This window comes from Microbacterium insulae (assembly GCF_042677065.1).
Classification (GTDB): Bacteria; Actinomycetota; Actinomycetes; order Actinomycetales; family Microbacteriaceae; genus Microbacterium; species Microbacterium insulae.
In genome coordinates this window covers 2,451,742-2,477,157 of record NZ_JBHTII010000001.1, presented here as the reverse complement: position 1 = coordinate 2,477,157, position 25,416 = coordinate 2,451,742, and the positions used below count along the sequence as shown (strand labels likewise).

Here is a 25,416-nt window from a genome sequence, read left to right as displayed (position 1 = left end):
GGAGCCTGGTCAGCGCACCACCAGGCGGGGCTCGACGAGCACGTGGGCCTCGCCCGCGGCGGCCGCGCGCGGCGCCACGACGCTTCCGGTCGGACCCATGAGCAGCTCGATCACACCCGCCGCCACCTGCTCGGGGAGCTGCTCGACGCTGCTGATCCCGATCGCTTCCGCCGCCGGGGTGTTGTCGAAGCCGATCACGGGCAGGTCGCCGCGCCCGGCCTCGGCCGCGGCGAGGTGGGCGCCGATCGCGAGCGAGTCGCTCGCGCAGACGATGCCGTCGACGCCGTCCGCGGCGATGAGTGCGGCCGTCGCGGCACGAGCCTCGCCCACGCTGTCCTCGCACCACAGCCGCTCGCCCGTCGCGCCGGCCGCCGCCATCGCGTCGCGCCACCCGCGCTCGCGGTCGTCGCCGGTGCCCGATCCCGCGGGCCAGCCGAGGAACGCGATCCGGCGACCGGCGACCCGCAGCAGGTGCTCCGTGGCCGCACGGGTCCCGGCGGCTCCGTCGACGTCGACCCACAGGTGCGCGGGCTGCGACACGTCGTCGTCGCCCCACGGTCGCCCGAAGGCGACGAACGGCACGCCGCGGTCGACGAGCCACCGCGCGCGGGGGTCGCCGTGGAAGGTGCCGGTGATCACGAACGCATCGACCTCACCGCCCTCGGTGAGCTCGCCCATGCGCGCGATCTCGTCGGCCGGGGTCCGCGCGGCGTAGAGCTGGATGCGCATGCCGCGCTCGCTCGCGCTCTCCGTCAGTGCGTGCACGAAGCGGTCGAGCACGACGCCGGCGATGCCGCCCGCGTACGGGTCGAGGTGGATGCCGATGGTCGAGCTCCGCCGCGTGCGCAGGCGCCGTGCCGCCATGTGCGGGCGGTAGCCCAGCTGCGCGATCGCGGCCTCGACCCGCTCGCGCGTCGACGCGCGGACGATCCCCGGCGTGTTGATCACGTTGGAGACGGTCTGGCGCGAGACGCCCGCCGCCTGAGCGACGTCCTCGACCGTCGGAAGCCTGGCCATCGCACCCCCTCACGCGGAACGCCGCTGCTCGAGACGTCATCCTAGGGCTCGGACAACCCTCTTGACAGGGGTGACATCTGCTTCCTACCGTATAGACGCACGAAAACTTTGATCGTTCAAAGTTCGCGTCGGCAACAAAGCCGACGTGGGTCGGAGTGACCCGTCACGGCTCATCGAAGGAGAGAGACTCATGACACGGCAACACACGCGCGCCTGGCTCGGCGCGGGAGCCCTGGTGCTCACCGGCACCCTCGCCCTCACCGGCTGCGGGTCGGGATTCGACGACGAGGGCGACACCGGCACGAACGGCGAAGCGGGCGAGCTCACGTCGAGCGACGACGGGCTGACGATCCTCATCGGATCGTCCGGAGACGCCGAGACGGCAGCCGTCGAAGAGGCGGTGGCAACCTGGTCCGAGGAATCGGGGGTCGAGGCATCCGTCCAGGTCGCCAACGACCTGCCCCAGCAGCTGTCGCAGGGCTTCGCCGCCGGATCGCCGCCGGACCTGTTCTACCTCGCGTCCGAGGCGCTCGCCGGATACGCAGGCAACGGCTCGGTCATCGCCTACGGCGACATGCTCGAGAACAAGGACGACTTCTACCCGTCCCTGGTGCAGAACTTCACGGTCGATGACCAGTTCTACTGCGCCCCGAAGGACTTCTCGACGCTGCAGCTGATCATCAACACCCGGTTGTGGGAAGAGGCGGGCCTCACCGAGGACGACGTCCCGACGACGTGGGATGAGCTCGCCGACGTCGCGGCGACCCTCACCACCGACGGCGTCACGGGCCTCGCGTTCGGCGCCGAGTACCAGCGTCTCGGGGCGTTCATGGCCCAGGCGGGTGGCCAGCTCGTGAGCGACGACGGCACCGAGGCTGTCGCGAACAGCCCCGAGAACGTCGAGGCGCTCACCTACGTTCAGGAGCAGATGGATGCCGGATCCTTCGCGTACGCGACGATCGACCTCGGCGCGGGCTGGGGTGGCGAGGCGTTCGGCACCGAGAAGACCGCGATGACCATCGAGGGCAACTGGATCACCGGGGCGATGTCCAACGACTACCCCGACGTCGAGTACCTCGTCGCCGAACTCCCGGCGGGCCCGGCCGGCCAGGGCACGATGCAGTTCACGAACTGCTGGGGCATGGCCGCCGACAGCCCGAACCAGCAGGCCGCCCTGGAGCTGGTCGAGTACCTGACCAGCGCCGAGCAGCAGCTCGCGTTCTCGGCCGCGTTCGGTCCGATGCCGTCGGTGCAGTCCGCCGCCGATCAGTGGATGACGGAGAACCCCGACATCACGGCCTTCCTCGCCGGCGCCGAGTACGCCCAGGGCGTGCCGACGAATGACGGGATCGCGGCGGTCATCACGGACTTCAACGCCTCGCTCGAGGGCCTGAAGACCGGCGATCCGCAGCAGATCCTCGACACCGTCCAGACCAACACCGAAGCAGTCGTGGGCTGACACCCATGACCGCGACAGCGACGGCGCCTTCCCGTGCCCGGAGCCCCCGCCAGGGGCTCCGGCGCGGGGAGGCGCTCGCCGGATGGCTGTTCACGGGTCCCGTGCTCGTCATCCTGGGCGTCTTCCTCCTGATCCCGGTGCTCATGGCGCTGTGGGTCAGCCTCTCCGACTGGGGCGGGCGCGGCAGCCCGTTCTCCAGCGATGTGAACTTCGTCGGGCTCGAGAACTACGCCGCCGTCACCGTCGACGGCGGGCTGCCCACGCGCGACTTCGGCATCGCTCTGCGCAACAACGCGTGGTACGTGCTGCTCGTCGTGCCGCTGCAGACCGCGCTCGCGCTCTTCCTGGCGATCCTCGTCAACCGTGCGATCCTCCGCGGCCGCGGCTTCTTCCGCACGGCCTTCTACTTCCCGTCGGTGACGAGCACCGTGGCGATCACGGTGCTGTGGCTGTTCCTCTTCTCCGCCACGGGCGTCGTCAACGAGATCCTGTCGTGGATCGGCATCAACGGCCCCAACTGGTTCAGCGACCCCACGGGCATCGTCCACAACGCCCTCGCATCGGTGGGCATCACCCAGGGCCCGGCGCTGCTCACCGAGAACGACTTCCTCGGCCTGTCCTGGTGGCAGTGGTTCGCCGGACCCTCCGTCGCGATGACCGCGCTCATCTTCATGGCGGTGTTCACGACGAGCGGGACCTTCATGCTCCTGTTCATCGCGGCGCTCCAGAACATCGGAGGCGAGATCCAGGAGGCCGCGATGATGGACGGGGCGAACGGCTGGCAGCGCTTCTGGCGGGTCACCCTGCCGCAGCTGCGGCCCACGCTGTTCACGGTGATCACGCTCGGTCTCATCGGCTGCTGGCAGGTGTACGAGCAGATCTACACCGGAACGCAGGGCACCCCCGGCAAGACCACCATCACCCCCGCGTACCTGTCGTACACGTCGGCGTTCCTCGACCAGAACTGGGGCATCGGCGCGGCGATCTCGTTCATCCTGTTCGCGATCATCGTGGTGTTCACCATCTTCCAGCGCTGGGTGCTCCGCGAGCGCCCCGTCTCGAAGCGCCGCGCACGGCAGTACCAGCTGCCGACACGCCCCGCGACGGCCACCCCGGCCGTCGCGGCATCCACTCGGGTTCCCGCCATGCCGGATCCGACCGACACGACCGATGAGGAGAAGGGGCGATGACCGGGACGACGCTGTCCGAGACGCTCGTGCTCAACGAGGAGCAGCCGCGCAACGCCAGGCCCACACGTCAGCGGATCCTGTCGAAGCGGATCGTCTGGCAGATCCTGCTGTACGTGCTGCTGGTCGTCCTGGCGCTGATCTACATCTATCCGTTCCTGGTGCAGGTGGCGACGTCGTTCAAGACGGAGGCCGAGGCCGCGGCCGACCCGATCTCCCTGATCCCGCAGACGATCACGTTCGCGGCCTACGAACGGCTGTTCGGCAACAGCGACTACCCGGTGTGGTTCGCCAACTCCGCGATCGTCACGATCTGCGTGACCCTCGGCCGCGTGTTCTTCGTGTCCCTCGCGGGATATGCGCTGGCACGGCTGCATTTCCGGGGTCGCGGGATCGTGTTCGCCGCGGTCATCGCCGTCATGGCGGTGCCGGGCGTGGTGCTGCTCATCCCGAAGTTCCTCGTGATCAACCAGCTGGGGATCTACGACTCCTACGCCGGCATGATCATCCCGCTGCTGGTGGACGCGGCGGGGGTCTTCATCATGAAGAACTTCTTCGAGTCGATCCCGGTCTCCGTCGAGGAGCAGGCGCGGATCGACGGGGCCGGCACGTTCCGCACCTTCTGGTCGGTGGTGCTGCCGATGGCCAGGCCCGCGCTGATCACGATCGTGATCCTGTCCTTCCAGGGGTCGTGGAACGAGCTGACGCACTTCATCGTGTCGACGCAGTCCCCCGAACTCACGACCCTGACCAAGGGCGTCGCGTCGCTTGCGGCCAACCAGCTCGGGCAGGGCCAGCAGTATCCGATCAAGCTCGCCGCCGCGGCGATCATGACCATTCCCGTCGCGGTGATGTTCTTCATCTTCCAGCGGCAGATCATGAACACCTCCGAAGGAGCCGTCAAGGGATGAATCCCTCCCCCGACGGGGCGTCCGCGCCCCTCCAGCCCCTGCTCGACGACGCGGTCATCGTGCTGCGCGCCCCCACCCAGCTGTGGTCCGGGCGCGACGGCGACCTGGGTGCGCAGCCGATCGACGGCGTCTACCACGGCGACGTGCGGCACGTCCGCGCGCTCACGGCATCCTGCCGCGAGTCCGAGATCGAGTGGATCTCCGTGGCACCGCACGGCCCCTCCCGCGTGGTGTTCGGCGGGCTGCTGCGCGGCGTGGACGACCGCACGCCCGACCCGAAGGTGCGGCTGATGCGCGACCGGACGGTCAGCGCGGGCGCGCTGACCGAGACCTGGACGCTCCGCTCGCGCCTCGACCGCCCGGTCCAGGCGACCCTCGTGCTCACGCTCGAGCCGGAGTTCGCGTCTCTGCACGAAGTGAAGGCCGGCATCGCCGCACCGCAGCCGCTCGAGGTGGATGTGTCGGATGCCGCGGCCACCGCCCGCGCCGGGCAGCAGTCCTTCGCGCTCGACGCCGGCGGGGCGCGGGTCGCCGCGGTGGAAGGGCTCATCACCGCCGAGTGGCCGGTCCGGGTGGACGCGGGGGGTGAGGCATCCGTCTCCTTCACGATCGCCCTCCACGACGAGACCCTCGTCGTGGAGGGGGCGGCAGCGCCCTGGGCGGGCGTGTCGGCACGTCCCGCGCGGACGGGCGAGCCACGGCTCGACCGGTGGCTCGACACGGCGCTCGGCGACCTCGACGCACTGCGTCTGACGACGACCGGCGACGGCGCGGACACCTTCTTCGCCGCGGGTGCGCCGTGGTTCTTCACGCTGTTCGGACGGGACTCGCTGTGGGCCGCACGCCTCGCGCTGTCCCTCGATGCGGGGATCGCGGCCTCGACGCTGCGGGTGCTGGCCGGGATGCAGGGCACGACCGACGACGCTGACACCGCGCAGGAGCCGGGGAAGATCCTCCACGAGCTGCGTGCGACGGCGCTCGAGATCCCCGGTGAGGGCGTGATCCTGCCGCCGCGGTACTACGGCAGCGTCGACTCGACCCCGCTGTGGGTGTGCCTGCTCGCCGACGCGTGGCGCGCGGGCATGCCCGAAGCCGAGGTGCGCGAGCTCATTCCCGCGCTCCGCCGCGCTCTGGGGTGGATCCTGGAGTCCGGAGACAGCGACGGCGACGGCTTCCTCGACTACATCGACCGCAGCGGCCGGGGCCTGGCGAACCAGGGGTGGAAGGACTCCGGAGACTCGATCCAGTGGCGCGACGGCGCGCTCGCGGACGGCCCGATCGCGCTGTGCGAGGTGCAGGGGTACGCGTACGAGGCGGCTCTCGCGGGTGCCGAGCTGCTCGAGCGGTACGGCCGGGACTCCGGCGACGGCCCGCAGCCCGAGGCGCTGCGGACGTGGGCCGCGCAGCTGCGGGAGCGGTTCCGCGTGGCGTACTGGGTGCAGACGCCCGAGGGCAGGTACCCGGCGATCGCGCTGGATCGCGACAAGCGCCCCGTCGACACGCTCACCAGCAACATCGGGCACCTCATCGGCACGGGCATCCTCGACGCCGACGAGGAGCGCCACGTCGCGGAGCTGCTCGCGGGGCCGTCGATGTCGTCGGGGTTCGGCATCCGCACGATGTCGACCGGCGCGACGGGCTACTGGCCGCTGTCTTACCACGGCGGGAGCGTGTGGATCCACGACTCGGCGATCATCGCTCGCGGCCTGCACCGCGCCGGGCTCGCGGAGCACGCCCGCGAGGTCGCCCTCGGACTCCTCGCCGCCGCGGACGGATTCGGCTGGCGCGTTCCCGAGCTCCACTCGGGGGATCCGGCGTCCGAGACGCCGGTGCCGACGCCGTACCCGGCGGCGTGCCGCCCGCAGGCGTGGTCGGCGGCGGCGGCGGTGGTCTGCCTCGACATCCTCGCCGACGCCCGGTGACGCGCGGCCGGCGGCCGGTCAGTCGACCTTCGACACCGTGCCGCCCGTGAGGGCGACGAGTTCGTCGTAGGTCAGCGGGAACACCGTGTGCGGGGTGCCGCCGGCGGCCCAGATCTCGTCATAGCGGGCGAGGTCCTCGTCGATGATCGTGGTGAGCGGGGCGGGGTGCCCGGTGGGCGCCACTCCCCCGATCGCCTGCCCCGTCGCCTCACGCACCTGCTCGGGCGTCGCCCGCCGGATGCTCCGGCGACCGAGACGCTCGGCGAGGGCGGCGGTGTCGACGCGGTGCGCGCCGCTGGTCATCACGAGCAGCGGCTCTTCGTCGGACCAGAACACGAGGCTGTTCGCGATCGCACCCACCTCGATCCCGAGCGCGGCGGCGGCGAGGACGGCGGTGGAGGCGGCATCCGGGAGCACCACGATGTCGCCGGTGATCCCGGCGGCGCGAAGGGAGTCGTGGACGAGGCGGCTGCGGGCGGGGAGGTGCGAGGTCACGGCCTCAGCCTACGAGGCCGCGGCCCGGGCGAGCCGGAACGGGCCCGCGATGTCATCCTCGCTGCGCACACCGACGCACGATTGCGCCGAAAGGCCCGACATCTGCACCAATCTGCTGCGTGTGGGGCGATGCGGTTGAACAGATCGCGTCGCAGTGCTCCAATAGAGGGGGATGCCGCAAAGCCGCGGCATCCGCGCGCACTGCCCACAAGGCCCGCCGAAGGAAGAACCGCGATGTCGCACACGCTGCCCTTGCCCGATTTCACCCACGAGCGCGTGGAGGTGATCACCGGCCGGCGCAGCGGACTGTTCATCGCCGTCGCGCTGCATTCGTCGGTGCTCGGCTCCGCCCTGGGCGGCGCAAGACTGTGGACGTATCCGCACTGGAGCGACGCGCTCGGCGACGCGCTGCGCCTCTCCGCCGCGATGACCTTGAAGAACGCCGCCGCGGGACTCGACGCGGGAGGCGGCAAGTCCGTGATCGCCCTTCCCGAGGGCACGATCCTCGACGCCGAGCGCCGTCGCGCCGCCTTCCTCGACCTCGGCGACGCGGTCGAGTCGCTCGGCGGCCTCTACCGCACCGCGGAGGACGTCGGCTCGACGACCGAGGACATGCTCGTCGTCAGCGAGCGCACCGAGCACGTCGTCGGCCTGCCCGACGCGGTGGGCGGCTCGGGCGAGCCGGCCGGACCGACCAGCCTGGGCGTGTACGAGTCGCTGCGCGCCACCCTCGAGCGGGTCACGGGTTCGGCGGACGTCTCGGGACGCCGCATCACGGTGTCGGGCATGGGACAGGTCGGCAGCCGTCTGGCCGTGCGCCTGGCCGCGGAGGGCGCCGTGCTCACCGTGACCGACGTCAATCCGGCCAAGCGGGATCTCGCGCTCGAGCTCGGCGCGCACTGGAGCGTGCCCGGCGAGGAGCACCTCGTTCCGGCCGACGTCTTCGTGCCCGCCGGCATCGGCGGCCTCCTCACCGACGACGTGATCGACACCCTCGATGCGAAGGCTGTGTGCGGTCCCGCGAACAATCCGCTCGCCGCGCGTTCGGGCGCCGATCGGCTCGCCGCGCGCGGCATCCTCTACGCTCCCGACTTCGTCGTCAACGCGGGCGGAGTCATCTACCTCGATCTCGAGGCGAAGAAGCTCGGCACGCGCGCCGAGATCATGGACCGCGTCTCGCACATCGGCGACACTCTGCGCACCGTGTTCGACGAGGCCGAGTCCCGCGGCGTCACCCCGCTCGAGGCCGCAGAGGGACTCGCCGCCGAGCGCCTCGCGGCGGGCGACCGGGGCCACGCGCTCGCGCACTGACCGCCGCTGCGAAGAGAGGTGGACGACGGGGGGGTACCGCCGCCCGCGTGGCCGCGGCATCCACCGTCCGCCGGGGGCTAGGTTGACGCCATGGCGGATGTCTGGCTCGCCGCGCTGAGCGGACTCATCGGCGGCGGCGCGCTGCTCGTGGGGGCGGTGGTCGCGTGGTTCGTCGACATCCCGCAGCGCGTCGTGGCGGGGATCATGGCGCTCGGATCGGGGGTCCTGATCTCGACGCTCGCCTTCGAGCTCGTGGAGGAGGCGGCCGAGGACGGCGGGCTCGTTCCGACCACCGTGGGTTTCCTCGCCGGCGCGGTGATCTACATCGTCGCCGACTGGCTCGTCTCGCGGCCGAAGGATCCGACGACCGACTCCCCCGCCAACATCGCGGCCCGACGCGCGGGCGCGAAGCTCGCGGGCGGCACAGGCGCGGCGATCGCGATCGGCGCGCTCATCGACGGCATCCCCGAGTCGATCGTGATGGGACTCTCCGTCCTCCAGGGCGGCATCAGCATCCCGATCGTCGCGGCGATCGCCATCAGCAACATCCCGGAGGGGCTCGGCTCGACCGCCGCGCTCAAGCGGAGCGGCTCGAGCGGTCGCAGGATCGCGCTGCTGTGGTCGAGCATCGCGCTCGTGACGGTGATCGCCGCCGTAGTCGGATTCCTCGCGTTTCAATCCGCGCCGCCGGGGTTGATCGCCCTCATCACGACGGTCGCCGCGGGCGGCCTGCTCGCGATGGTGTGCAACACCATGATCCCCGAGGCGTTCGCGCAGGAGCGCGCCCTCACCGGCCTCTTCGCGACGTTCGGCTTCCTCGCCGCGTTCCTGCTGCACGAGCTCGCCTGAAGTGCTGCACGAGCTCACTGTCCGCTCAGAACGGTGCGTCGCCGATCGCGCCGCCGACTGCGGTGAACACGGGCATCCGCCGTTCCGGCTCGACGACGTAGCGTCTTCCGGTCGGTGAGATCCACTCGAGCGCACCGCTGTCGATCTGTGCCACGGTCCAACCGCCGTGATGCTTGACGCGGTGGTGCCCCTTGCACAGCGGACACAGGTTCCACAGCGCGGTCTCACCTCCGTGCTCCCAGGCGACGTTGTGGTCGATCTCGCATCGCGACGCCGGCACGCCGCACCCTGGAGCCATGCATCGATCGGCTCGCCACCGCACGAGTCTGCGCAGCTCAGCGGTCGGTCGGTACCTGTCGCGGCCGACCGAGAGCACCATGCCGGTCTCGGGATGGGTCAGCACCCGCATCCACCCGTCGGACCCGCCGCACAGTTCCCGGGCCCGCTCATGCGGGATCGGCCCCACGCCTTCGACCTGCGCGGGCTCCGCGCCCGGTTGCGGCCGCTCACTCAGCAGCGAGAGCGCGGGAACGGTCACGACGACCGAGGCCCTCACACCGTGAGCGGCCTCGGGAAGGGCGGACGTCTCGCCTTCGATGAGCAGATCGCCCAGCACGTCGGCGCGCACCTGATCCAGCGTCCTCTCCTCGCCGTCGGCGGCCGTAATCGCCTTCGCCATGAGCGTCACTCGCGAGTGAACGGCGTGCGCCTCGACCGCCGGCAGGTACGCCATCAGCCACGCCATGCCGTCGTCGGCCGACTCGACGACGACGCGCCTGCGGCTCAGGGCGGACTCGTGCCGCTCGGACAGCGTGCGGACGCGAACCGTCTCGATGAGTCGGTGGAGGGATCGTCGGAACGTTCCCACCCCCTCCACCTCTGCCAGCGCGACGGCGCGCGGCGCGATGACGTCGTGGAACTCCGGCTCGACCCCGACCATCGCATCGGCGAAGATCTCGGCGTGCCGCTCGGTCGTGCGCCCCGTGCGCAGCGCGTCCAGCATGCGTTGGAACGTCGCGACGAGTACGTCAGCCCGCGCGAGAAGGTCGCCCGCGGCCCGTTCGGTGATGCGCAGGGCGGCGGCCAGTTCGAGGCGGATGCCGCGCTCGACCACGTCGGTGAGCGCGAGGCCGTGGCGCGCGGCGTCGTCGAGTGCCTCGCGATGCATCGAGTGCACGCGCTCGAACCGCTCGGACGCGAAGACCGCCATCATCGACGCGACCTCGATCACATGGTCGAGCGCGTCAGGTATCGGAGGCGCCCACTGGTCGCCCATCTCGTCGGGTCGCCGGGGAATCTGTGCCATGGGTCGACTTTAGAACATACGTACGATACTCAACGGAGTTGTCCACACCCACCCCAGCGCCACGTCGGCGCGCCGAGGGTCAGGCCTTCGCGACCGGCGCGACGAGCTCGGTGACCCACTCCGACTGGGGGCGGTCGTCGGGCGCGTGCACATAGACCTCGCGGGTCGGGCCCACCACGCGGTACCCGTCATCGGCGAGCTGCTCCATGAGCGACATCCACGATCTACCGATCGAAGCCATGTCGCCCCGGTGCGTGAGCACCGCAGCCTTCTCCACCGCGGGGAGCTCGACGACGTCGTACCCCTCTGCCCCCTGCGGCTCCGGGTCGGCGGTGAACGAGACGTGCACGGCGAGCTCCTCGGTGCCCGGCACCGACTCGTACCAGAACACGCCGGGTTCGCGCGGTCCGCGCCCCGTCGCCTCGATCGCGCCGACGAGGCGCGTGAGCAGCGGGTCCACGACGGGCGAGACGTTCTCGGGCCCCATCCCCGGCGCGCGTCCCTCGACGGCATACACGATGACGGGCTCGATCGGTCGGTATTCGACGGGTGCGGACATGGCGTCCTCTCCTTTCAGACGACGGAGACGCCCGTCGATCCGGGCGATGCGTTCGCGCTCCGCGGCGACGTGCTCCTCCAGCTCGGCGCGACGCCGGACGAGAAGGTCGTGCATCGCGCCCGGCACGTCGTCCGCGGCGAGCACCACCCCGATCTCGTCCAGGCCGCAGCCCAGCTCTCGGAGCTCCGCGATCCGCACCAGCGCGCCCAGCTGCGTGTCGGCGTAATGCCGGTACCCGGACCGGTCGTCGACCCGCGCGGGCGGCAGGAGCCCGACCGCGTCGTAGTGCCGCAGCATCCGCACGCTCACGCGCCCGAGGGCGGCGAACTCTCCGATGGTGTACATGGTGGAGACCACGTTCGACCCTGACACAGTGTCACAGTCAAGCAGATGCGCCGCGGGCCCACTCAACCTTGACACTTCTGTGCGACTGCCACACATCTTGCGGGGGCATCTCGCACAAAAGTGTGTCAGGAAGCGTGCGGCGCGGGTACCGTGCGGCGACGCGGGGATGCTCGCGGGCGGGGATGCTGCGGCGCGGGCCGCACGCACGACTCAGGCGGTCTGGGTCCAGCCGTCGGCCGCACCGGCGGGCTCATCGACCGTGAGACCGTGCAGAGTCTGGAGCGCGGTGTGCGCCTCGTCGAGCCGGCCGTCGACGGCGAGCTCGCGGATGCGCACGGACGGGCGATGCAGCAGCACGCCCGCCAGGTGACGCAGAGCCGCCTCGGTCTCGTCGCCGGCGCCGCGGGCGCGAGCCCGGGCGATCTCGGCCTCGACGATCCCGAGCACCTCGCTCCGCAGCGCCGTGATGGCGGGAGCCGCGGCGCGGTCGGCGGCGAACTCCGTCGCCGCGTCGCCCACGATGGCACGGGCGTCGGCGTGGGCGCTGAACTGCTCGAGCGGAGCGTGCAGGCGGATCGTCTCGAGATCGAGCAGCTCGACCGCCGGGACGCGCCCCACCTCGGGGTCGACGTTGCGCGGCAGCCCGAGGTCGATGACGAGGACGCGGTGGCCGGGCGCGAACGCCTCGGCGTGGACGACCGCGTCGGCAGTGCACGTGATCACGACGTCGGCCGCGGCGACGGCGGCGGGGAAGTCCTCGACCGGAACCAGACCGTGCTTCGCGGCGAAGGCGCCGGCGCGGCCCGACGGCGAGAACACCCGGAGATCCTGCGCTCCCCGCGCGCGCACGGCTTCGACCGTGCGGGACGCGTAGCGCCCCGTGCCCACGATCACCACGCGCGCGGCCGACCAGTCGGCGATGCGCGATGAGGCGAGCTCGAGCGCGAAGCGCACGAGCGAGCGGTGCGTGCCGCGCAGCCCCGTGCGGTTGCGGATGCCGCGGCTGGTGTGCGTCGCGCGCTGGAACAGCCGCTCCAGCTCACCGCTGGTCATGCCCTCGGCCCGCGCGGCGTCGAGGGCGCGGCGCACCTGCCCCGAGATCTCGTCCTCGCCCACGACCACGGACTCGAGACCGCTGGTCACGGCGAAGAGGTGCGCGGCGGCATCCGATCCCTGGTGCACCGCGACGGACGAGCGCAGCAGATCGGCGGGGACATCGGATGCCTCGGCCAGCGCCTCGACGACGGACTCCACGGCGACGGCCTCGCCGCCCGTGAGCGGCTCGTCGATGTCGAGGTAGGCCTCGAAGCGGTTGCAGGTCGCCAGCACCACCGCCCCGGCGACGAACAGCTCGTCGTCGACGAGCGCGCGCGTGGCGGCGGGAGCCCCTTGGGAGAGTCGCTCCAGGACGTCGAGACTCGCGTTCCGATGGTTCGCGGTGAGACAGAGGAGCACCCACCCATGTTAATCCACGGCCGCGCCGGCGTTTCGGAAGGGGAGCCTAAGGTGGTCTGCGTGCCCCTGGAAGAATCCCACCCTTCGCTCGCGGCCGGTTACGTCGCCCCGCCGCTGATCCGCGCGTACCGCGGCGAGCGCCCCGACACGACCCCGGTGTGGTTCATGCGCCAGGCCGGTCGCTCGCTGCCGGAGTACCGCGAGCTGCGGATGGGGACCGACATGCTCGACGCGTGCCTGGACCCCGCCCTCGCGAGCGAGATCACGCTGCAGCCGGTCCGCCGGCACGGTGTGGACGCCGCGATCTTCTTCAGCGACATCGTGATCCCGGTCAGGCTCGCCGGCGTCGACGTGCGGATCGTCCCGGGGCGTGGGCCGGTGCTGGCCGAACCGGTGCGCACCGCGGCCGCCGTGGCGGCACTCCCCCCGCTCGACCCCGAGGCACTGGCGCCGATCCGGGAGGCCGTGCGCCTCACGGTCGCGGGACTCGGCTCGACACCGCTCATCGGGTTCGCCGGAGCGCCCTACACGCTGGCGTCGTACCTCGTCGAAGGCGGTCCCTCCAAGGAGCAGCTGAAGACCCGCGCGCTCATGCACTCCGACCGCGACACCTGGGATGCCCTGCTGTCGTGGTGCGCCGACGTCACGGGCGCCTTCCTCGCCGCGCAGCTCGAGGCGGGCGCCTCCGCCGGGCAGCTCTTCGACTCGTGGGCGGGCTCGCTGAGCCTCGCCGACTACACCGCGCACGTCGCCCCGCACTCGGCGCGCGCGCTCGACCGCGCACGGGCGCTCGGCGTGCCCCTCGTCCACTTCGGCGTCGGAACCGGTGAGCTGCTCGCGGCCATGCACGGGATCGGCGTCGACGTCATGGGCGTGGACTGGCGCATCCCGCTCGACGAGGCGTCGCGTCGCGTCGGGGCGGACGTGCCGCTCCAGGGCAACATCGATCCCGCGCTGCTCGCGGCGCCGTGGCCGGTGCTCGAGGCGCACGTGCGGGACGTCCTCGACCGGGGGCGGGCCGCGCGTGCGCACGTCGTGAACCTCGGGCACGGCGTCCCGCCCGAGACCGATCCCGCCGTCCTCACGCGCGTCGTGGAGCTCGTCCACGCGCATGCCTGACTTCTCCGTCGTCGGGGGCGGCGTCGCGGGGCTCGTCGTGGCCCGGCGGCTCGCGGCATCCGGCGCCGACGTCGTGCTCCACGAGGCATCCGGTCGCCTGGGCGGCACCGTGGCGCGACACGACGTCGCGGGGATCGCGCTCGACGCGGGGGCCGAGAGCTTCGCGGTCCGCGGCGGAGTCGTGGCTGCGCTCCTCGACGAGCTCGGACTCGCCGACGACATCGTCGTGCCGCGTCCGGGCTCGGCGTGGCTCCAACCGGCCGTCGGCGAGGCCGTGCCGCTTCCGGCGACGGCGCTGCTGGGGATCCCCGCCGACCCGCAGGCCGCCGACGTCGTGCGGGTCATCGGGCGCGAGGCCGCCGACGAGGCCGCCCGCCTCGACGCCCTGCCCCTCGCACCGGATGCCGCGGCATCGAGCCTCGGGGAGCTCGTGCGCTCGCGGTTCGGGGCAGGCGCGCTCGACCTGCTCGTGGCCCCCGTGGTCCACGGCGTGCACTCGCAGCATCCCGATGATGTTCCCCTCGCCCGCGCGCATCCCGGGCTCGCCGCCGCCCTCGAGCGGACCGGTTCGCTCGGCGGGGCGGTCGCCGCGCTCCGGGCGGATGCGCCTCCCGGCGCGGCGGTCGCCGGCATCCGCGGCGGCCTCCACCGCATCGTCCCCGCCCTCGCCGCGGATCTCGAGTCCCGCGGCGGCGACATCCGCCTCGGCTCGCGCATCGACGACCCCGAGCGGCTTCCCGGACGGGTCGTCGTGGCCGCGCCGGGCGTGGCATCGGTGGCTGGTCCGGGCCGGCGGATCGACCTGGTGACCCTCGTGGTCGAGCAGCCGGAACTGGATGCCGCACCCCGCGGCAGCGGCCTGCTCGTCGCCGACGGAGCCCCGATGGCGGCGCGCGCCCTCACCCACGCGACGGCGAAGTGGGAGTGGCTGCGCGACGCGGCCGGCGGAGCGCACGTGCTGCGGCTGTCGTACGACGCCCCGCCGTCCGACCCGGTCGTCGCTGCGCGGACCGACGCCGAGGCGCTCCTGGGGGCCGTGCTGCCGACGATCCTCGGGTCCGCGGTCGTCACGTGGACGAGGCCCGCGGGAGCCGCGGGATCCGCTCTGCCGGTCGTCGGCGAGACCGTCGCCGGATCCGGCCTCGCCGGCATCGTCGCCCACGCCGAGCGCACCGCGCAGGAGCTGCTGGCGGGCTGAGGGCTCACCGGGCCCTCAGCCCGGTCACGCGGGGCGGGTCCGGCGGCAGGGTGAAACAATGGAGGGCATGAGCGAGAACTCGGCTGTCCCCCCGTCCGAGACCGAGGCGCTCGGCTACACCCTGTGGGCCGTGTTCCGCCGGGACCCCGCCCACCCGGCCCCCGCCGGAGACCTGAGCGCCGCCGTCGCGGAGGTCGAGGCATCGGGCGTGACGATCCGCGGCTGGTACGACGTGTCAGGCCTGCGCGCCGACGCCGACCTCATGGTGTGGCTGCACGGCACGGACGTCGCTCCCGAGAAGCTCCAGTCGGCGCTGCGCATCCTCCGGCGCGCCGAACCGCTCACGACGCTCGTCCCGGTGTGGAACGCGATGGGCGTGCACCGCGACGCCGAGTTCACCGCGAACCACCTGCCCGCCTTCATGCGCGGCAAGGACCCCGAGGCCTGGCTCACCGTCTACCCGTTCGTGCGGTCGTACGAGTGGTACATCCTGCCCGAGGACGACCGCCGCGCGATGCTCGCCGATCACGGCCGCAAGGGCTCGGAGTACCGGCAGGTCCTCGCGAACACCGTCGCATCGTTCGCGCTCGGCGACTACGAGTGGATCCTCGCGCTCGAGGCTCCCGAACTCGTCGACCTCGTCGACCTGATGCGCCACCTGCGTCAGACCGAGGCTCGCCGTCATGTGCGCGAGGAGGTCCCGTTCTTCACGGGCCGTCGGATCGCCCTCGACGAGATCGCCGAGGTCCTCTCATGAGCGACGCACTGCGCATCGGCACGCGGGGAAGCGCCCTGGCTCTCACGCAGACGGGCATGGTCGCCGACGACCTCGCCGACGCGACCGGCGCCCGCACCGAGCTCGTCACGATCACGACCGACGGCGACCGCTCGAACGAGCCGCTCTCGCGCGCCGGCGGCGCGGGGCTGTTCACCGGCGCTCTGCGCGATGCGCTGGTCGCGGACCGCTGCGACCTCGTCGTGCACTCGCTCAAGGACCTCCCGACGGCCCCGCACGACCGGCTCGTGGTCGCCGCGATCCCGGCGCGCGAAGACCCCCGCGACGCCCTGTGCGCGCGCGACGGGCTGACGCTCGAGACGCTGCCCGAGGGGGCCCGCGTCGGCACGGGATCCCCGCGCCGCATGGCGCAGCTGCGGTCGCGGCGTCCGGACCTCGAGGTCGTCGACATCCGGGGCAACGTCGACACGCGACTCGGCAGGGTCGCCCCCGGAGACCTCGACGCGGTCGTGCTCGCCGCCGCCGGCCTGCGCCGCCTCGGCCGCACCGACGTCATCACCGAGTACCTCGACGCCGACCGCTGGCCGACCGCCCCGGGCCAGGGCGCGCTGGCCGTCGAGGTGCGGCGCGGCGACGAGGAGCTCGTGCGCGCCCTCGACCACGCCGAGACCCGCGCCGCCGTCGAGGCCGAGCGCGAGGTGCTGGCCCTCCTCGAGGCGGGCTGCTCCGCACCGCTGGGCGCCCGCGCGGTCGTCGACGCGGGGCTGCTGCTGCTCTCGGCGAGCGTCTACAGCCTCGACGGCACGACCGTCCTCACGTCGTCGCACGCCGCGGCGTGGCCCGACGACGGCGATCCGTCGCGCGAGGTCGCCGCGCGCGTCGCCCGTGAGCTGCTCGACGCCGGCGCCGCCGGCCTCACCGGAGAACGCCCGTGATCCCCGCTCCGTCCGGCCCGACCGTGCGCCCCCGGCGCCTGCGCGCCACGCCCGCTCTGCGACGTCTCGTGGCCGAGACGCGCCTGCACCCCGCCGACCTCGTGCTCCCCGTGTTCGTGCGGGAGGGCGCGGCCGAACCGGTGCCGATCTCGTCCATGCCGGGCGTGGTGCAGCACACGACCGAGAGCCTCAAGCAGGCGGTGACGGATGCCGCGGCCGCCGGCATCGGCGGGATCATGCTGTTCGGCGTGCCCGAGCACAAAGACGCCGTCGGCTCCGGCGCGACCGATCCCGACGGCATCCTCAACGTCGCAACGCGCATCGCGGTCGCCGAGGCCGGAGATGCGCTCGTCGTGCAGACCGACCTGTGCCTGGACGAGTTCACCGACCACGGCCACTGCGGCGTGCTCGACGGGCGGGGCGCCGTCGACAACGACGCGACGCTCGAACGCTATCGGGACATGGGCCTCGCGCAGGCCGAGGCCGGCTCCCAGCTGCTCGGGCTGAGCGGCATGATGGACGGCCAGGTCGCCGCCGTCCGCGATGCGCTCGACGGAGCAGGACACGCGTCCGTGCCGTTGCTGGGCTACGCCGCGAAGTACGCGTCGGCCTTCTACGGACCGTTCCGCGAGGCCGTGCAGTCCTCCCTCGAGGGCGACCGCCGCACGTATCAGCTCGACCCCGCCAACCGGCGCGAGGGTGCGCGCGAGATCGACCTCGACGTCAGCGAGGGAGCGGACATCGTCATGGTCAAGCCGGCGATGAGCTATCTGGACGTGCTCGCGGATGCCGCGGCATCCAGTCCCGTCCCCGTTTGGGCATACCAGGTCTCTGGCGAGTACGCGATGATCGAGGCCGCGGCGGCCCAGGGGTGGATCGACCGCCGCCGGGCGATCGAGGAGTCGGTGCTCGGCATCCGCCGGGCGGGGGCCGACGCCGTGCTGACCTATTGGGCGACCGAACTGGCGGGGTGGCTGCGATGACCGGGGCCTCGACGAACGAGCGGGAGTTCGCGCGCGCGCGCGCCGCGATGCCCGGCGGCGTGAACTCCCCCGTGCGAGCCTTCGGCTCGGTGGGGACGACCCCGCGGTTCTTCGTGTCGGCGTCCGGCCCGCGGGTCACCGACGTCGAGGGACGCGAGTACATCGATCTCGTCGGGTCCTGGGGTCCGGCGATCCTCGGGCACGCGCACCCCGCGGTCGTGAGGGCGGTGCAGGATGCCGCGGCCCATGGCCTCGGCTTCGGCGCGTCGACTCCCGGCGAGACCGAGCTCGCCGAGCTGATCGTGTCGCGCGTGAGCCGCGACGGTGCGCACCCTCTCGAGCGGGTGCGTCTGGTGTCGACGGGCACCGAGGCGACGATGACCGCCATCCGCCTGGCGCGCGGCGCAACCGGCCGGGATCTCATCGTGAAGTTCGCCGGCCACTATCACGGGCACTCCGACGGTCTTCTCGCCGAGGCGGGCTCGGGCGTCGCGACGCTCGCGATGCCCGGCTCGGCCGGTGTCCCCGCGCCGATCGCCGCGCAGACGCTCGTCGTGCCGTACAACGACCTCGACGCGCTGCGCGAGGTGTTCGCGGCGCGCGGCGACGACATCGCGGCGATCATCGTCGAGGCGGCTCCGGCGAACATGGGCATCGTGCCGCCGGCGCACGGCTTCAACGCCGCGGTCGCAGACCTCGCCCACGAGCACGGGGCCCTGCTGATCCTCGACGAGGTGCTCACCGGGTTCCGGGTCGGCCCAGCCGGATGGTACGGCGTCGATCCGGTGCCCTTCTCCGCCGACCTCATCACGTTCGGCAAGGTCGTCGGCGGCGGCCTCCCGCTGGCCGCGCTCGGCGGATCGGCGGCGCTCATGGAGCTGCTCGCCCCGCTCGGCCCCGTCTACCAGGCGGGCACGCTCAGCGGCAACCCGCTCGCCGTCGCCGCCGGACGCGCGACGCTCGAGAACCTCGACGCCGCCGCCTATGCCCGCATCGACGCCGCCGCGGAGCGGATCGCGGATGCCGCGGCATCCGCCCTGGAAGTCGCCGGGGTGACGCACGTCGTCCAGCGCGCGGGGAACCTGTTCTCGATTCAGTTCGCCGCCGAGGCGCCGACCGACTACGAGACCGTGAAGGCGCAGGAGGCGTTCCGCTACCCGCCGTTCTTCCGCGCGATGCTCGACCAGGGCGTCTCGCTGCCGCCGTCCGTGTTCGAGGCGTGGTTCGTCTCGGCCGCGCACGACGACGAGACGGTGGACCGCGTCGTCGCCGCCCTCCCGGCCGCCGCGCGGGCGGCCGCCGAGGCGACTCCGGACTGACCCGCCGCGCGGTAGCGTGCCCGTATGGGCAGACCTGTGGCGCTCGTCCTCGTCGTCGCGGCCGCGCTCGCGCTGAGCGCGTGCACGAGCGCGCCGGCCGCCGTGCCGGCGTCGTCCCCGCCCGAGCCGGCACCGAGCCACGACATCCTGGTGCACACCATCGCCGACGCCGTCGACGAGGAGTTGCGCGACGAACTGCTCCAGCTGCTCGAGGAAGACCAGGCGGAGCGTCTGGAGGGGGCGAACTTCGGCGGCGACGCGCCCCGCACCGAGAGGCTGGCCGAGATCATCGCCGAGCACGGCTGGCCGGGGTACTCCCTCGTGGGCGAAGAGGCCGAGGACGCGGCCTGGGCGGTCGCACAGCACTCGGACCACGACGTCGACTTCCAGAAGACCGCGCTGCAGTCCCTGACCGCGGCAGTGGAGGCCGGCGATGCGTCGCCGGGCAACCTCGCCTACCTCACCGACCGCATCGCCGTGAACGACGGGACGGACCAGACATACGGCACCCAGATCGCCTGCACCGAGGACGGTCCGCAGCCCGTGGTCCCGATCGCCGACGAGGCATCCGTCGATGAAAGACGCGCGGATGCCTCGCTCCCCCCTCTCGCGGACTACTACGCCGAGATGGAGGCGATCTGCTCCGAGGGTCCGTGAGCGCTGTCATCCACGGCGCAGGCGGAGACCCTCACGCTGCGACGGGCACCCTCGGGAGGATCACGTCGAAACGGCAGCCGCCGGGGACGTTGCGGGCGGAGATCTCCCCGTCATGCGCCTGGACGATGCCGTGCGCGATCGCCAGGCCGAGGCCCGAGCCTCCGACGCGCGGCACGGGCTCCGGTGTGCGCGACGCGGCCGAGCGCCACCCCGCGAGGAAGATCTTGGGCATGTCCGCCTCGGCGATCCCACCGCCGGCGTCGACCACCGAGAGCATCGCCGTGCCGTCGCCGACGTCCGTCGTGGTCACCGAGATGACGCTCCCGGGAGGCGAGTGCTGGATGGCGTTGATGAGCAGGTTGCCCACGACCCGGGCGAGCTCACGGGCGTCGCCGACCACGGTCAGGTCCCGGCTCGGCGACTCCCGGATGGTGATCGCGTGGGCCCGGGCGACCGCGCTGAGCTCGGCGACCGCGTCGCTGACGAGATCGTAGAGCGACACGGGCTCCATATCGAGGGCGAGGCGCCCCGACTGGATCTTGGAGAGCTCGAACAGCTCGTCCACGAGGGCGGAGAGGTGATCCACCTGCGCCCGCATCTGCCGGTGGAAGCGTTGCGGGTCGTCGGCCAGCCCGTCTTCGAGCGCCTCGGCCATGGCCCGCAGGCCCGCGAGCGGCGTGCGCAGGTCGTGCGAGATCCACGCCACGAGCTCGCGCCGGGAGGTGTCGAGCGCATCGACCTCGCGTCGCGCATCCTCGAGGCGGCGGCTCGCGCGGGCGAGCTCGATCTGCAGCGTTCCCAGTTCGGAGCGGTCCTGCGCGGCCGGCGGCTCCACCTGGGCGCCGTCGCCGATGTCGCGGGCGAAGCGGCGCAGCCGGTCGGTCTGGAGCGTGAAGGTGCGGGCCAGGACGACAGCGGCCCCGAGCGACACGACGGTCGCCGTGCCCGCCACCCACATCGCCACCGTCAGGTCGTGCGGAGACAGGTACATCGCCTGCGCGACGGCGATCATCCCGATCGCCACGGACAGGGTCGCGGTGAGCACCACGATGAGCAGCTGGACCAGCAGCGTCGAGCGCCGAGCGATGCGCAGCGCGACCAGGCCGAGTGCGCCGACGACGAGCGCGCACGCGAGCGCGACGCCGACGATGGCGATGAGGTCGCCGAGCGGGATCATGCCGCCTCCTCCGGATCGAAGCGGTATCCCACACCCCACACGGTGCACAGCCGGATCGGGTCGGCGGGATCCTCCTCGATCTTCTCGCGCAGCCGGCGCATCGTGACGGTCACGGTGGACAGGTCGCCGAAATCCCATCCCCACACGGCGCGCAGCAGTTCGGCGCGCGTGAACACGCGACGCGGATGCTTCATCAGGAACGAGAAGAGATCGAACTCGCGCGTCGACAACGCCAGCGCCCCGCCGTCCTTGGTCACGACTCGCGCGGAGGGGTCGAGGTGGAACGGTCCGAGGTCGAAGGGCGCCTCCGGTGCGTAGTCGGACAGGCTCCGGCGAAGGACGGCCTGCACGCGCAGCACCAGCTCGCGCGGCGAGAAGGGCTTCGTGATGTAGTCGTCGGCTCCCGCCTCCAGCCCGCCGACACGGTCCTCGGGCGCCCCGAGGGCCGTGAGGAGGATGACCGGGATGTCGGCGCTCCGCCGGATCCGCCGGCACACCTCGGCACCGTCGATGCCGGGGAGCATCCGGTCCAGTACGACCAGGTCCGGTGCCTGACGAGCGATGGTGTCCAGGGCAGCGAATCCGTCCGTCGCCATGTCGACGATGAACCCCGCGGCCTCGAGATACGTGCCGACGACTTCGCGCACGGTCGGGTCGTCCTCGACCACGAGGACGCGCCGATCGACCAGATCGGCCATCGGGGTCGCCGTCCGTGCGGTGGGCATGCAGAAAGGATAGGCCCGCCGCCCGCACGCGCATGGGGCAGGGCGGCCGCCCCGCACGGGATGTCCCCGCTTCGTAATCCTTTGCCCTCCTGGGCGGGATGCCGCCGGGCCTAGCGTCGGGACATGACCGCCGTGGACATCGTCTTCCCGTGCCTCGACGAGGCGGCGGCGCTGCCCGCGGTCCTCACCGCCGTGCCGGCCGGGATGCGCGCGATCGTCGTGGACAACGGCTCCCGTGACGGGTCGGCCGAGGTGGCCGCCGACCTCGGCGCCGTGGTGGTGCGCGAGCCGCGCCGCGGATTCGGCGCGGCCGTTCACGCCGGGCTCCTGGCCGCGACCGCCCCGGTGGTCGCGATCTGCGACGCCGACGGATCGTTCGACTCCGCCGACCTCGCGCGCGTCGTCGCGCCGGTGTCGGCCGGCGAGGCCGACCTCGTGCTCGGTCGCCGCCGCGCCGCGCGCGGGTCGTGGCCGCTGCACGCGCGGGCGGCGAACGCCTACCTCTCGGCGCGGATCCGCTCGCGCACGACGGCGACGCTGCACGACCTTGGCCCGATGCGCGCCGCTCGCCGCGAAGGGCTCCTCGCGCTCGACCTCGAGGACCGACGCAGCGGCTATCCCCTCGAAATGGTGCTCAAGGCCGCGACGAGGGGGTGGCGGATCGTCGAGGTCGACGTGGACTATCGCCCGAGGATCGGTCGCTCGAAGGTGACCGGGACCATCCGCGGGACGGCGACCGCGATCGCAGACATGTCCCGTGTCCTGCGGGAGGTGACGCCGTGACCACGGTCGTGCTCATGGCGAAGGAGTGCCTCCCCGGGCGGGTCAAGACGCGCCTGCACCCTCCCTTCAGCCTGGTGGATGCCGCGCGCATCGCGGAGGCGAGCCTCAGCGACACGATCACGACGCTCAGCGCGCTCCCGGTGGAGCGGCGGGTGCTGTGCCTCGACGGCGAGGATGCCCCGCACCTGCCTCCCGGGTGGGAGGTGCTGCCCCAGGCCGCGGGCGGCCTCGACGAGCGCATCGGCGCGGCGCTCGATGCCTGCCGGGGTCCCGCCCTCGTGGTCGGCATGGACACGCCCCAGCTGAGCGCCGATGACGTCGCGGACATCGGCGGGTGGCCCGACGACGTCGACGCGTGGTTCGGCCCGGCGGAGGACGGCGGATTCTGGGCGCTCGCGCTCCGCGAGCCGCGCGGCGACCTCGTGCGGGGGGTGCCCATGTCCCGCCCCGACACCGGGGCGCGGCAGCGGGAGCGCCTCGAGGCTGCGGGCCTGCGCGTCGGGACGCTGCCGAGGCTCACCGACATCGACGACGCGGAGTCGCTGCGCGCCGTGACGGGGCTCCTGAGGGACGGGCGTCTCACGGCACTGCTGCGAGAGCTCGCATGACCGACCTCGCCCCGCCGTTCGACGCCTTCGGCGTCCACTACGAGCGCGCGCTGCGCACCCCCACAGGTCCCGTGGTCCTCCGCGACGCGGCCGGTTCCGCGGGGACCCGTCACGACGTGGGGCGGTACCTCGGCGATGCCGACGCCGTCGAGCGCCGCCTCGCACGCGAACTTCCCGGGCCCGTGCTCGACATCGGCTGCGGACCCGGCCGGATGGTCCGCGCCGCCAGGGAGGCAGGACGCGAGGCGCTCGGAGTCGATGTCTCCGAGGCGGCGACGCGCATCGCGCGAAGGCGCGGCATCCCGGTGTGGCACGGCTCCGTGTTCGACGTCCTCCCCGACGAGGGGGCCTGGGGTACGGCGCTCCTGCTCGACGGGAACATCGGCATCGGGGGCGACCCCGCCGAGCTCCTCACGCGATGCCGGAACCTGCTCCGGGCGCGCGGCACGGTCGTCGTCGAGGTGCACCCCGATCCACGTCGGGACCGGCGATTCCACGCCGTTCTGACCGATGAGAACGGGAACGCCGGAGCGACCTTCCCGTGGGCCGAGGTCGGGCGCCGGGCGCTGCGCCGCCACGCCCGACGCGCCGGTCTGGTGCGGGCGCGCGAATGGCACGCGGGAATCCGGTGGTTCGCCGAGTACCACCGCTCGTGATCAGCGCTCGGGTCGTCGCGCCCTGCGCAGAGCCGTGCGCCAGATGACGAGCACGACCGCCGCGATCACGCCCCACACCACGGCGAGACGCAGGGCGTAGTCGCCCACGAGGATCGTGGGGTTCGCCGAGCCGCGCGACTGGGCCCAGATCTCGGGGAGCACGAAGAGCGACAGCACCGCACCCACCGCGAACCCGACCTGGACGGCCGCGGTCACCGTGCGCGGGCGCTCGTCGGCATGGCGCCACCACGCGGCGCGGATCGCCGACGTCGCCGGGGCGAGGACCGCATCGTGGACGACGAGAACACCGACCAGCCAGACGGCGAGGGCGAGCAGAGATGCCGGCGGAAGGGTGGTCACGAGCAGCACGGCGCCGTACAGCCCGAGGGCGGTCCCCGCGAGAATCAGCAGCACGCGCGCGATCCTCATGCCGGCAGCTCCTCGATGCGGGCCAGCCATTTCGTCTGCAGCACCCCGGGACGGCCCGGCGCGATGATGCGTGCGGGGTGACCGTGGTCGAGGTTCAGCGGCTCGCCGTTCACCTCGAGCGCCACGAGCGTGAGCGGATCCCACGCGTAGTGGGCCGGCATCGTCGTGGTGCGGTACGCGCCGCGCGCCTGCAGGCTCTCGAGGCGGATCGTCGCGGTCCGGGATGCTCCGACCTCCGCAAGCAGGTCGCGCAGGCGCACGCCGCGCCAGCGTGCCGTCGTGCTCCACCCTTCGACGCAGGCGATCGGAAGCACCGACTCCGTCTGCGGCAGGGCGGCGAGCGCGTCGCGGTCGTACGCGCGCGTCGCGCCGAGGCCACGCACCTCGAGCCTCCATCCGGGATCGGCGGCGGACGTGGTGACGCCGGCCTGTGCGGCCGTGCGGTTCACCGGGAGGCCCTGGGGTCCCTCCCCCTTCACGCGCGGGGCGAACAGGTTCAGAGACGCCAGCGCATCGAACGACTGCCCCGCGGTGAGCGCCACCAGCCCGACGGTCGATGCGGCGACCCCGGAGAGGAAGACGCGCCGCCCGAACTCCTCGCGGCTCATCGCCCGGCCTCCCGCCGCCAGTGCTGAGCGATCACGGGGAGCTTGACGGCGATGTGGACGAGGAGCGCGCCCATGATCACCCACGACAGTCCCCAGTGCGCGCGGGGGAAGGAGAAGCCCCACGGATACCACTGGAAGGTGTTGAGGGTCCCCATCACCAGCTGGAGCACCGACGACGACACCAGCACCGCGATCGAAGCCCGCTCGACGGCGTTACCCACGGAGCGGATCGGTGGCCAGGTGAACAGGCGAGGGTAGACGACCCACAGCTTCGCCAGCACGAGCGGCAGCAGGGCCGTGCCCACTGCGACATGCGTGCCCTGCGTCCAGGCGTACAGCTCGACCGGTCGCGTGGGAAGGGGCAGCCAGGCGAGCGGATGCTGCTGGAGGTGGCTGTAGACACCGGTGAGGAAGCACACGAGGAACCCCACCGCGATCACACGCCCGAGCACGACCGCCGTCCGCGGCCTGCGCTCCGGCGCGTCCAGCGCGTGCCGCAGCCGCGCGGCCCCGCTCTCCAGGACCGTCGCGAGCCGGTCGGTGTACCCCGCCATGCCGCCCAGTGTCGCGCGATCGGCACCCGGACCGGAGCGGCATCCGCTTACGAACCGGGGACAGCGCCACCCGCAGGCGTCACGGAACCGTAATGTCTCCGCGCACGCCGCGG

26 protein-coding genes are annotated in these 25,416 nt (G+C 72.5%); 16 read left to right on the top strand and 10 right to left on the bottom strand.

Annotated features, from left to right (window positions below; genetic code table 11):
• Positions 1–9: 9 nt before the first annotated feature.
• Positions 10–1,017 (bottom strand): LacI family DNA-binding transcriptional regulator, encoded by a 1,008-nt coding sequence (locus tag ACFQ0P_RS11560; protein ID WP_204978845.1) that lies wholly within the window; start codon positions 1,015–1,017, stop codon positions 10–12.
• Between the two features lie 190 nt (positions 1,018–1,207).
• On the opposite strand from ACFQ0P_RS11560, the gene ACFQ0P_RS11555 reads away from it, so the two are divergent.
• The 4 genes from ACFQ0P_RS11555 to ACFQ0P_RS11540 are packed head-to-tail and all read left to right on the top strand — an operon-like array spanning position 1,208 to position 6,496.
• Complete coding sequence (locus ACFQ0P_RS11555) at positions 1,208–2,476, top strand: sugar ABC transporter substrate-binding protein (protein ID WP_204978844.1); 1,269 nt, start codon at positions 1,208–1,210, stop codon at positions 2,474–2,476.
• A 5-nt stretch (positions 2,477–2,481) separates the two neighbouring features.
• On the top strand, positions 2,482–3,666 hold the full coding sequence (locus ACFQ0P_RS11550; protein ID WP_204978843.1) for a carbohydrate ABC transporter permease: 1,185 nt from the start codon (positions 2,482–2,484) through the stop codon (positions 3,664–3,666).
• Positions 3,663–4,574 (top strand): carbohydrate ABC transporter permease, encoded by a 912-nt coding sequence (locus ACFQ0P_RS11545; RefSeq protein WP_204978842.1) that lies wholly within the window; start codon positions 3,663–3,665, stop codon positions 4,572–4,574. The genes ACFQ0P_RS11550 and ACFQ0P_RS11545 overlap by 4 nt, the downstream gene beginning before the upstream one ends.
• Positions 4,571–6,496 (top strand): glycogen debranching N-terminal domain-containing protein, encoded by a 1,926-nt coding sequence (locus ACFQ0P_RS11540; RefSeq protein WP_204978841.1) that lies wholly within the window; start codon positions 4,571–4,573, stop codon positions 6,494–6,496. Before ACFQ0P_RS11545 ends, ACFQ0P_RS11540 begins: the two co-directional genes overlap by 4 nt.
• Before the next feature lie 18 nt (positions 6,497–6,514).
• Here ACFQ0P_RS11540 and ACFQ0P_RS11535 read toward each other — a convergent pair whose 3' ends face one another.
• On the bottom strand, positions 6,515–6,991 hold the full coding sequence (locus ACFQ0P_RS11535) for a YbaK/EbsC family protein (protein ID WP_204978840.1): 477 nt from the start codon (positions 6,989–6,991) through the stop codon (positions 6,515–6,517).
• A 234-nt stretch (positions 6,992–7,225) separates the two neighbouring features.
• Between ACFQ0P_RS11535 and ACFQ0P_RS11530 the strand changes: the two genes are divergently transcribed.
• Positions 7,226–8,302 (top strand): Glu/Leu/Phe/Val dehydrogenase family protein, encoded by a 1,077-nt coding sequence (locus ACFQ0P_RS11530; protein WP_204978839.1) that lies wholly within the window; start codon positions 7,226–7,228, stop codon positions 8,300–8,302.
• A gap of 90 nt (positions 8,303–8,392) precedes the next feature.
• A complete protein-coding gene (locus ACFQ0P_RS11525) occupies positions 8,393–9,151 on the top strand; it encodes a ZIP family metal transporter (RefSeq protein ID WP_204978838.1) in 759 nt (252 codons plus the stop codon).
• Between the two features lie 25 nt (positions 9,152–9,176).
• On the opposite strand, the gene ACFQ0P_RS11520 is transcribed toward ACFQ0P_RS11525, so the two are convergent.
• The 3 genes from ACFQ0P_RS11520 to ACFQ0P_RS11510 form a co-directional block, all read right to left on the bottom strand.
• Positions 9,177–10,457, bottom strand: a complete 1,281-nt coding sequence (locus tag ACFQ0P_RS11520; RefSeq protein ID WP_378772205.1) for an HNH endonuclease — start codon at positions 10,455–10,457, stop codon at positions 9,177–9,179.
• A 79-nt stretch (positions 10,458–10,536) separates the two neighbouring features.
• The gene (locus tag ACFQ0P_RS11515; RefSeq protein WP_378772204.1) at positions 10,537–11,373 is read right to left on the bottom strand and encodes a MerR family transcriptional regulator; all 837 of its coding nucleotides are present in this window, start codon (positions 11,371–11,373) and stop codon (positions 10,537–10,539) included.
• Between the two features lie 198 nt (positions 11,374–11,571).
• Complete coding sequence (locus ACFQ0P_RS11510) at positions 11,572–12,816, bottom strand: glutamyl-tRNA reductase (protein ID WP_204978837.1); 1,245 nt, start codon at positions 12,814–12,816, stop codon at positions 11,572–11,574.
• Between the two features lie 6 nt (positions 12,817–12,822).
• Here ACFQ0P_RS11510 and hemE point away from each other — a divergent pair, with 6 nt between their 5' ends.
• The 7 genes from hemE to ACFQ0P_RS11475 all read left to right on the top strand — a co-directional run bounded on the left by hemE (position 12,823) and on the right by ACFQ0P_RS11475 (position 19,763).
• Entirely contained in the window at positions 12,823–13,935 is a 1,113-nt protein-coding gene (gene hemE / locus ACFQ0P_RS11505; protein ID WP_204978836.1) for a uroporphyrinogen decarboxylase, read from the top strand.
• Entirely contained in the window at positions 13,928–15,133 is a 1,206-nt protein-coding gene (locus ACFQ0P_RS11500; protein WP_204978835.1) for a protoporphyrinogen/coproporphyrinogen oxidase, read from the top strand. Before hemE ends, ACFQ0P_RS11500 begins: the two co-directional genes overlap by 8 nt.
• A 67-nt stretch (positions 15,134–15,200) precedes the next feature.
• A complete protein-coding gene (gene hemQ / locus ACFQ0P_RS11495; RefSeq protein ID WP_204978834.1) occupies positions 15,201–15,890 on the top strand; it encodes a hydrogen peroxide-dependent heme synthase in 690 nt (229 codons plus the stop codon).
• Positions 15,887–16,804: a hydroxymethylbilane synthase gene (hemC, locus tag ACFQ0P_RS11490; RefSeq protein WP_204978833.1), complete on the top strand. Its 918-nt coding sequence runs from the start codon at positions 15,887–15,889 to the stop codon at positions 16,802–16,804. Before hemQ ends, hemC begins: the two co-directional genes overlap by 4 nt.
• Entirely contained in the window at positions 16,801–17,787 is a 987-nt protein-coding gene (hemB, locus tag ACFQ0P_RS11485; protein WP_204978832.1) for a porphobilinogen synthase, read from the top strand. The genes hemC and hemB overlap by 4 nt, the downstream gene beginning before the upstream one ends.
• The gene (hemL, locus tag ACFQ0P_RS11480) at positions 17,784–19,106 is read left to right on the top strand and encodes a glutamate-1-semialdehyde 2,1-aminomutase (RefSeq protein WP_204978831.1); all 1,323 of its coding nucleotides are present in this window, start codon (positions 17,784–17,786) and stop codon (positions 19,104–19,106) included. Before hemB ends, hemL begins: the two co-directional genes overlap by 4 nt.
• Before the next feature lie 24 nt (positions 19,107–19,130).
• The gene (locus ACFQ0P_RS11475) at positions 19,131–19,763 is read left to right on the top strand and encodes a DUF6624 domain-containing protein (RefSeq protein WP_204978830.1); all 633 of its coding nucleotides are present in this window, start codon (positions 19,131–19,133) and stop codon (positions 19,761–19,763) included.
• Positions 19,764–19,794: 31 nt separating this feature from the next.
• Here ACFQ0P_RS11475 and ACFQ0P_RS11470 read toward each other — a convergent pair whose 3' ends face one another.
• Both ACFQ0P_RS11470 and ACFQ0P_RS11465 read right to left on the bottom strand, forming a co-directional pair.
• On the bottom strand, positions 19,795–20,940 hold the full coding sequence (locus ACFQ0P_RS11470) for a sensor histidine kinase (protein WP_204978829.1): 1,146 nt from the start codon (positions 20,938–20,940) through the stop codon (positions 19,795–19,797).
• A complete protein-coding gene (locus ACFQ0P_RS11465) occupies positions 20,937–21,665 on the bottom strand; it encodes a response regulator transcription factor (RefSeq protein ID WP_204978828.1) in 729 nt (242 codons plus the stop codon). The genes ACFQ0P_RS11470 and ACFQ0P_RS11465 overlap by 4 nt, the downstream gene beginning before the upstream one ends.
• Before the next feature lie 123 nt (positions 21,666–21,788).
• Between ACFQ0P_RS11465 and ACFQ0P_RS11460 the strand changes: the two genes are divergently transcribed.
• From ACFQ0P_RS11460 to ACFQ0P_RS11450, 3 genes are read left to right on the top strand one after another with little or no spacing between them, the layout of a single operon-like run.
• Positions 21,789–22,448 carry a glycosyltransferase family 2 protein gene (locus tag ACFQ0P_RS11460; protein ID WP_204978827.1) on the top strand — a complete coding sequence of 220 codons (660 nt, stop codon included), beginning with the start codon at positions 21,789–21,791 and terminating at the stop codon, positions 22,446–22,448.
• Positions 22,445–23,056 (top strand): TIGR04282 family arsenosugar biosynthesis glycosyltransferase, encoded by a 612-nt coding sequence (locus ACFQ0P_RS11455; RefSeq protein WP_204978826.1) that lies wholly within the window; start codon positions 22,445–22,447, stop codon positions 23,054–23,056. The genes ACFQ0P_RS11460 and ACFQ0P_RS11455 overlap by 4 nt, the downstream gene beginning before the upstream one ends.
• The gene (locus tag ACFQ0P_RS11450; protein ID WP_204978825.1) at positions 23,053–23,712 is read left to right on the top strand and encodes a class I SAM-dependent methyltransferase; all 660 of its coding nucleotides are present in this window, start codon (positions 23,053–23,055) and stop codon (positions 23,710–23,712) included. Before ACFQ0P_RS11455 ends, ACFQ0P_RS11450 begins: the two co-directional genes overlap by 4 nt.
• Here the strand turns inward: ACFQ0P_RS11450 and ACFQ0P_RS11445 are convergent, their stop codons facing one another.
• Genes ACFQ0P_RS11445 through ACFQ0P_RS11435 form a run of 3 tightly spaced genes read right to left on the bottom strand, consistent with a single transcriptional unit; the run spans position 23,713 to position 25,303 of the window.
• On the bottom strand, positions 23,713–24,141 hold the full coding sequence (locus ACFQ0P_RS11445; protein ID WP_204978824.1) for a hypothetical protein: 429 nt from the start codon (positions 24,139–24,141) through the stop codon (positions 23,713–23,715). It lies immediately after the preceding gene.
• The gene (locus tag ACFQ0P_RS11440; RefSeq protein ID WP_378772197.1) at positions 24,138–24,749 is read right to left on the bottom strand and encodes a molybdopterin-dependent oxidoreductase; all 612 of its coding nucleotides are present in this window, start codon (positions 24,747–24,749) and stop codon (positions 24,138–24,140) included. Before ACFQ0P_RS11440 ends, ACFQ0P_RS11445 begins: the two co-directional genes overlap by 4 nt.
• Complete coding sequence (locus tag ACFQ0P_RS11435; RefSeq protein ID WP_378772195.1) at positions 24,746–25,303, bottom strand: hypothetical protein; 558 nt, start codon at positions 25,301–25,303, stop codon at positions 24,746–24,748. Before ACFQ0P_RS11435 ends, ACFQ0P_RS11440 begins: the two co-directional genes overlap by 4 nt.
• Between the last annotated feature and the right edge of the window lie 113 nt (positions 25,304–25,416).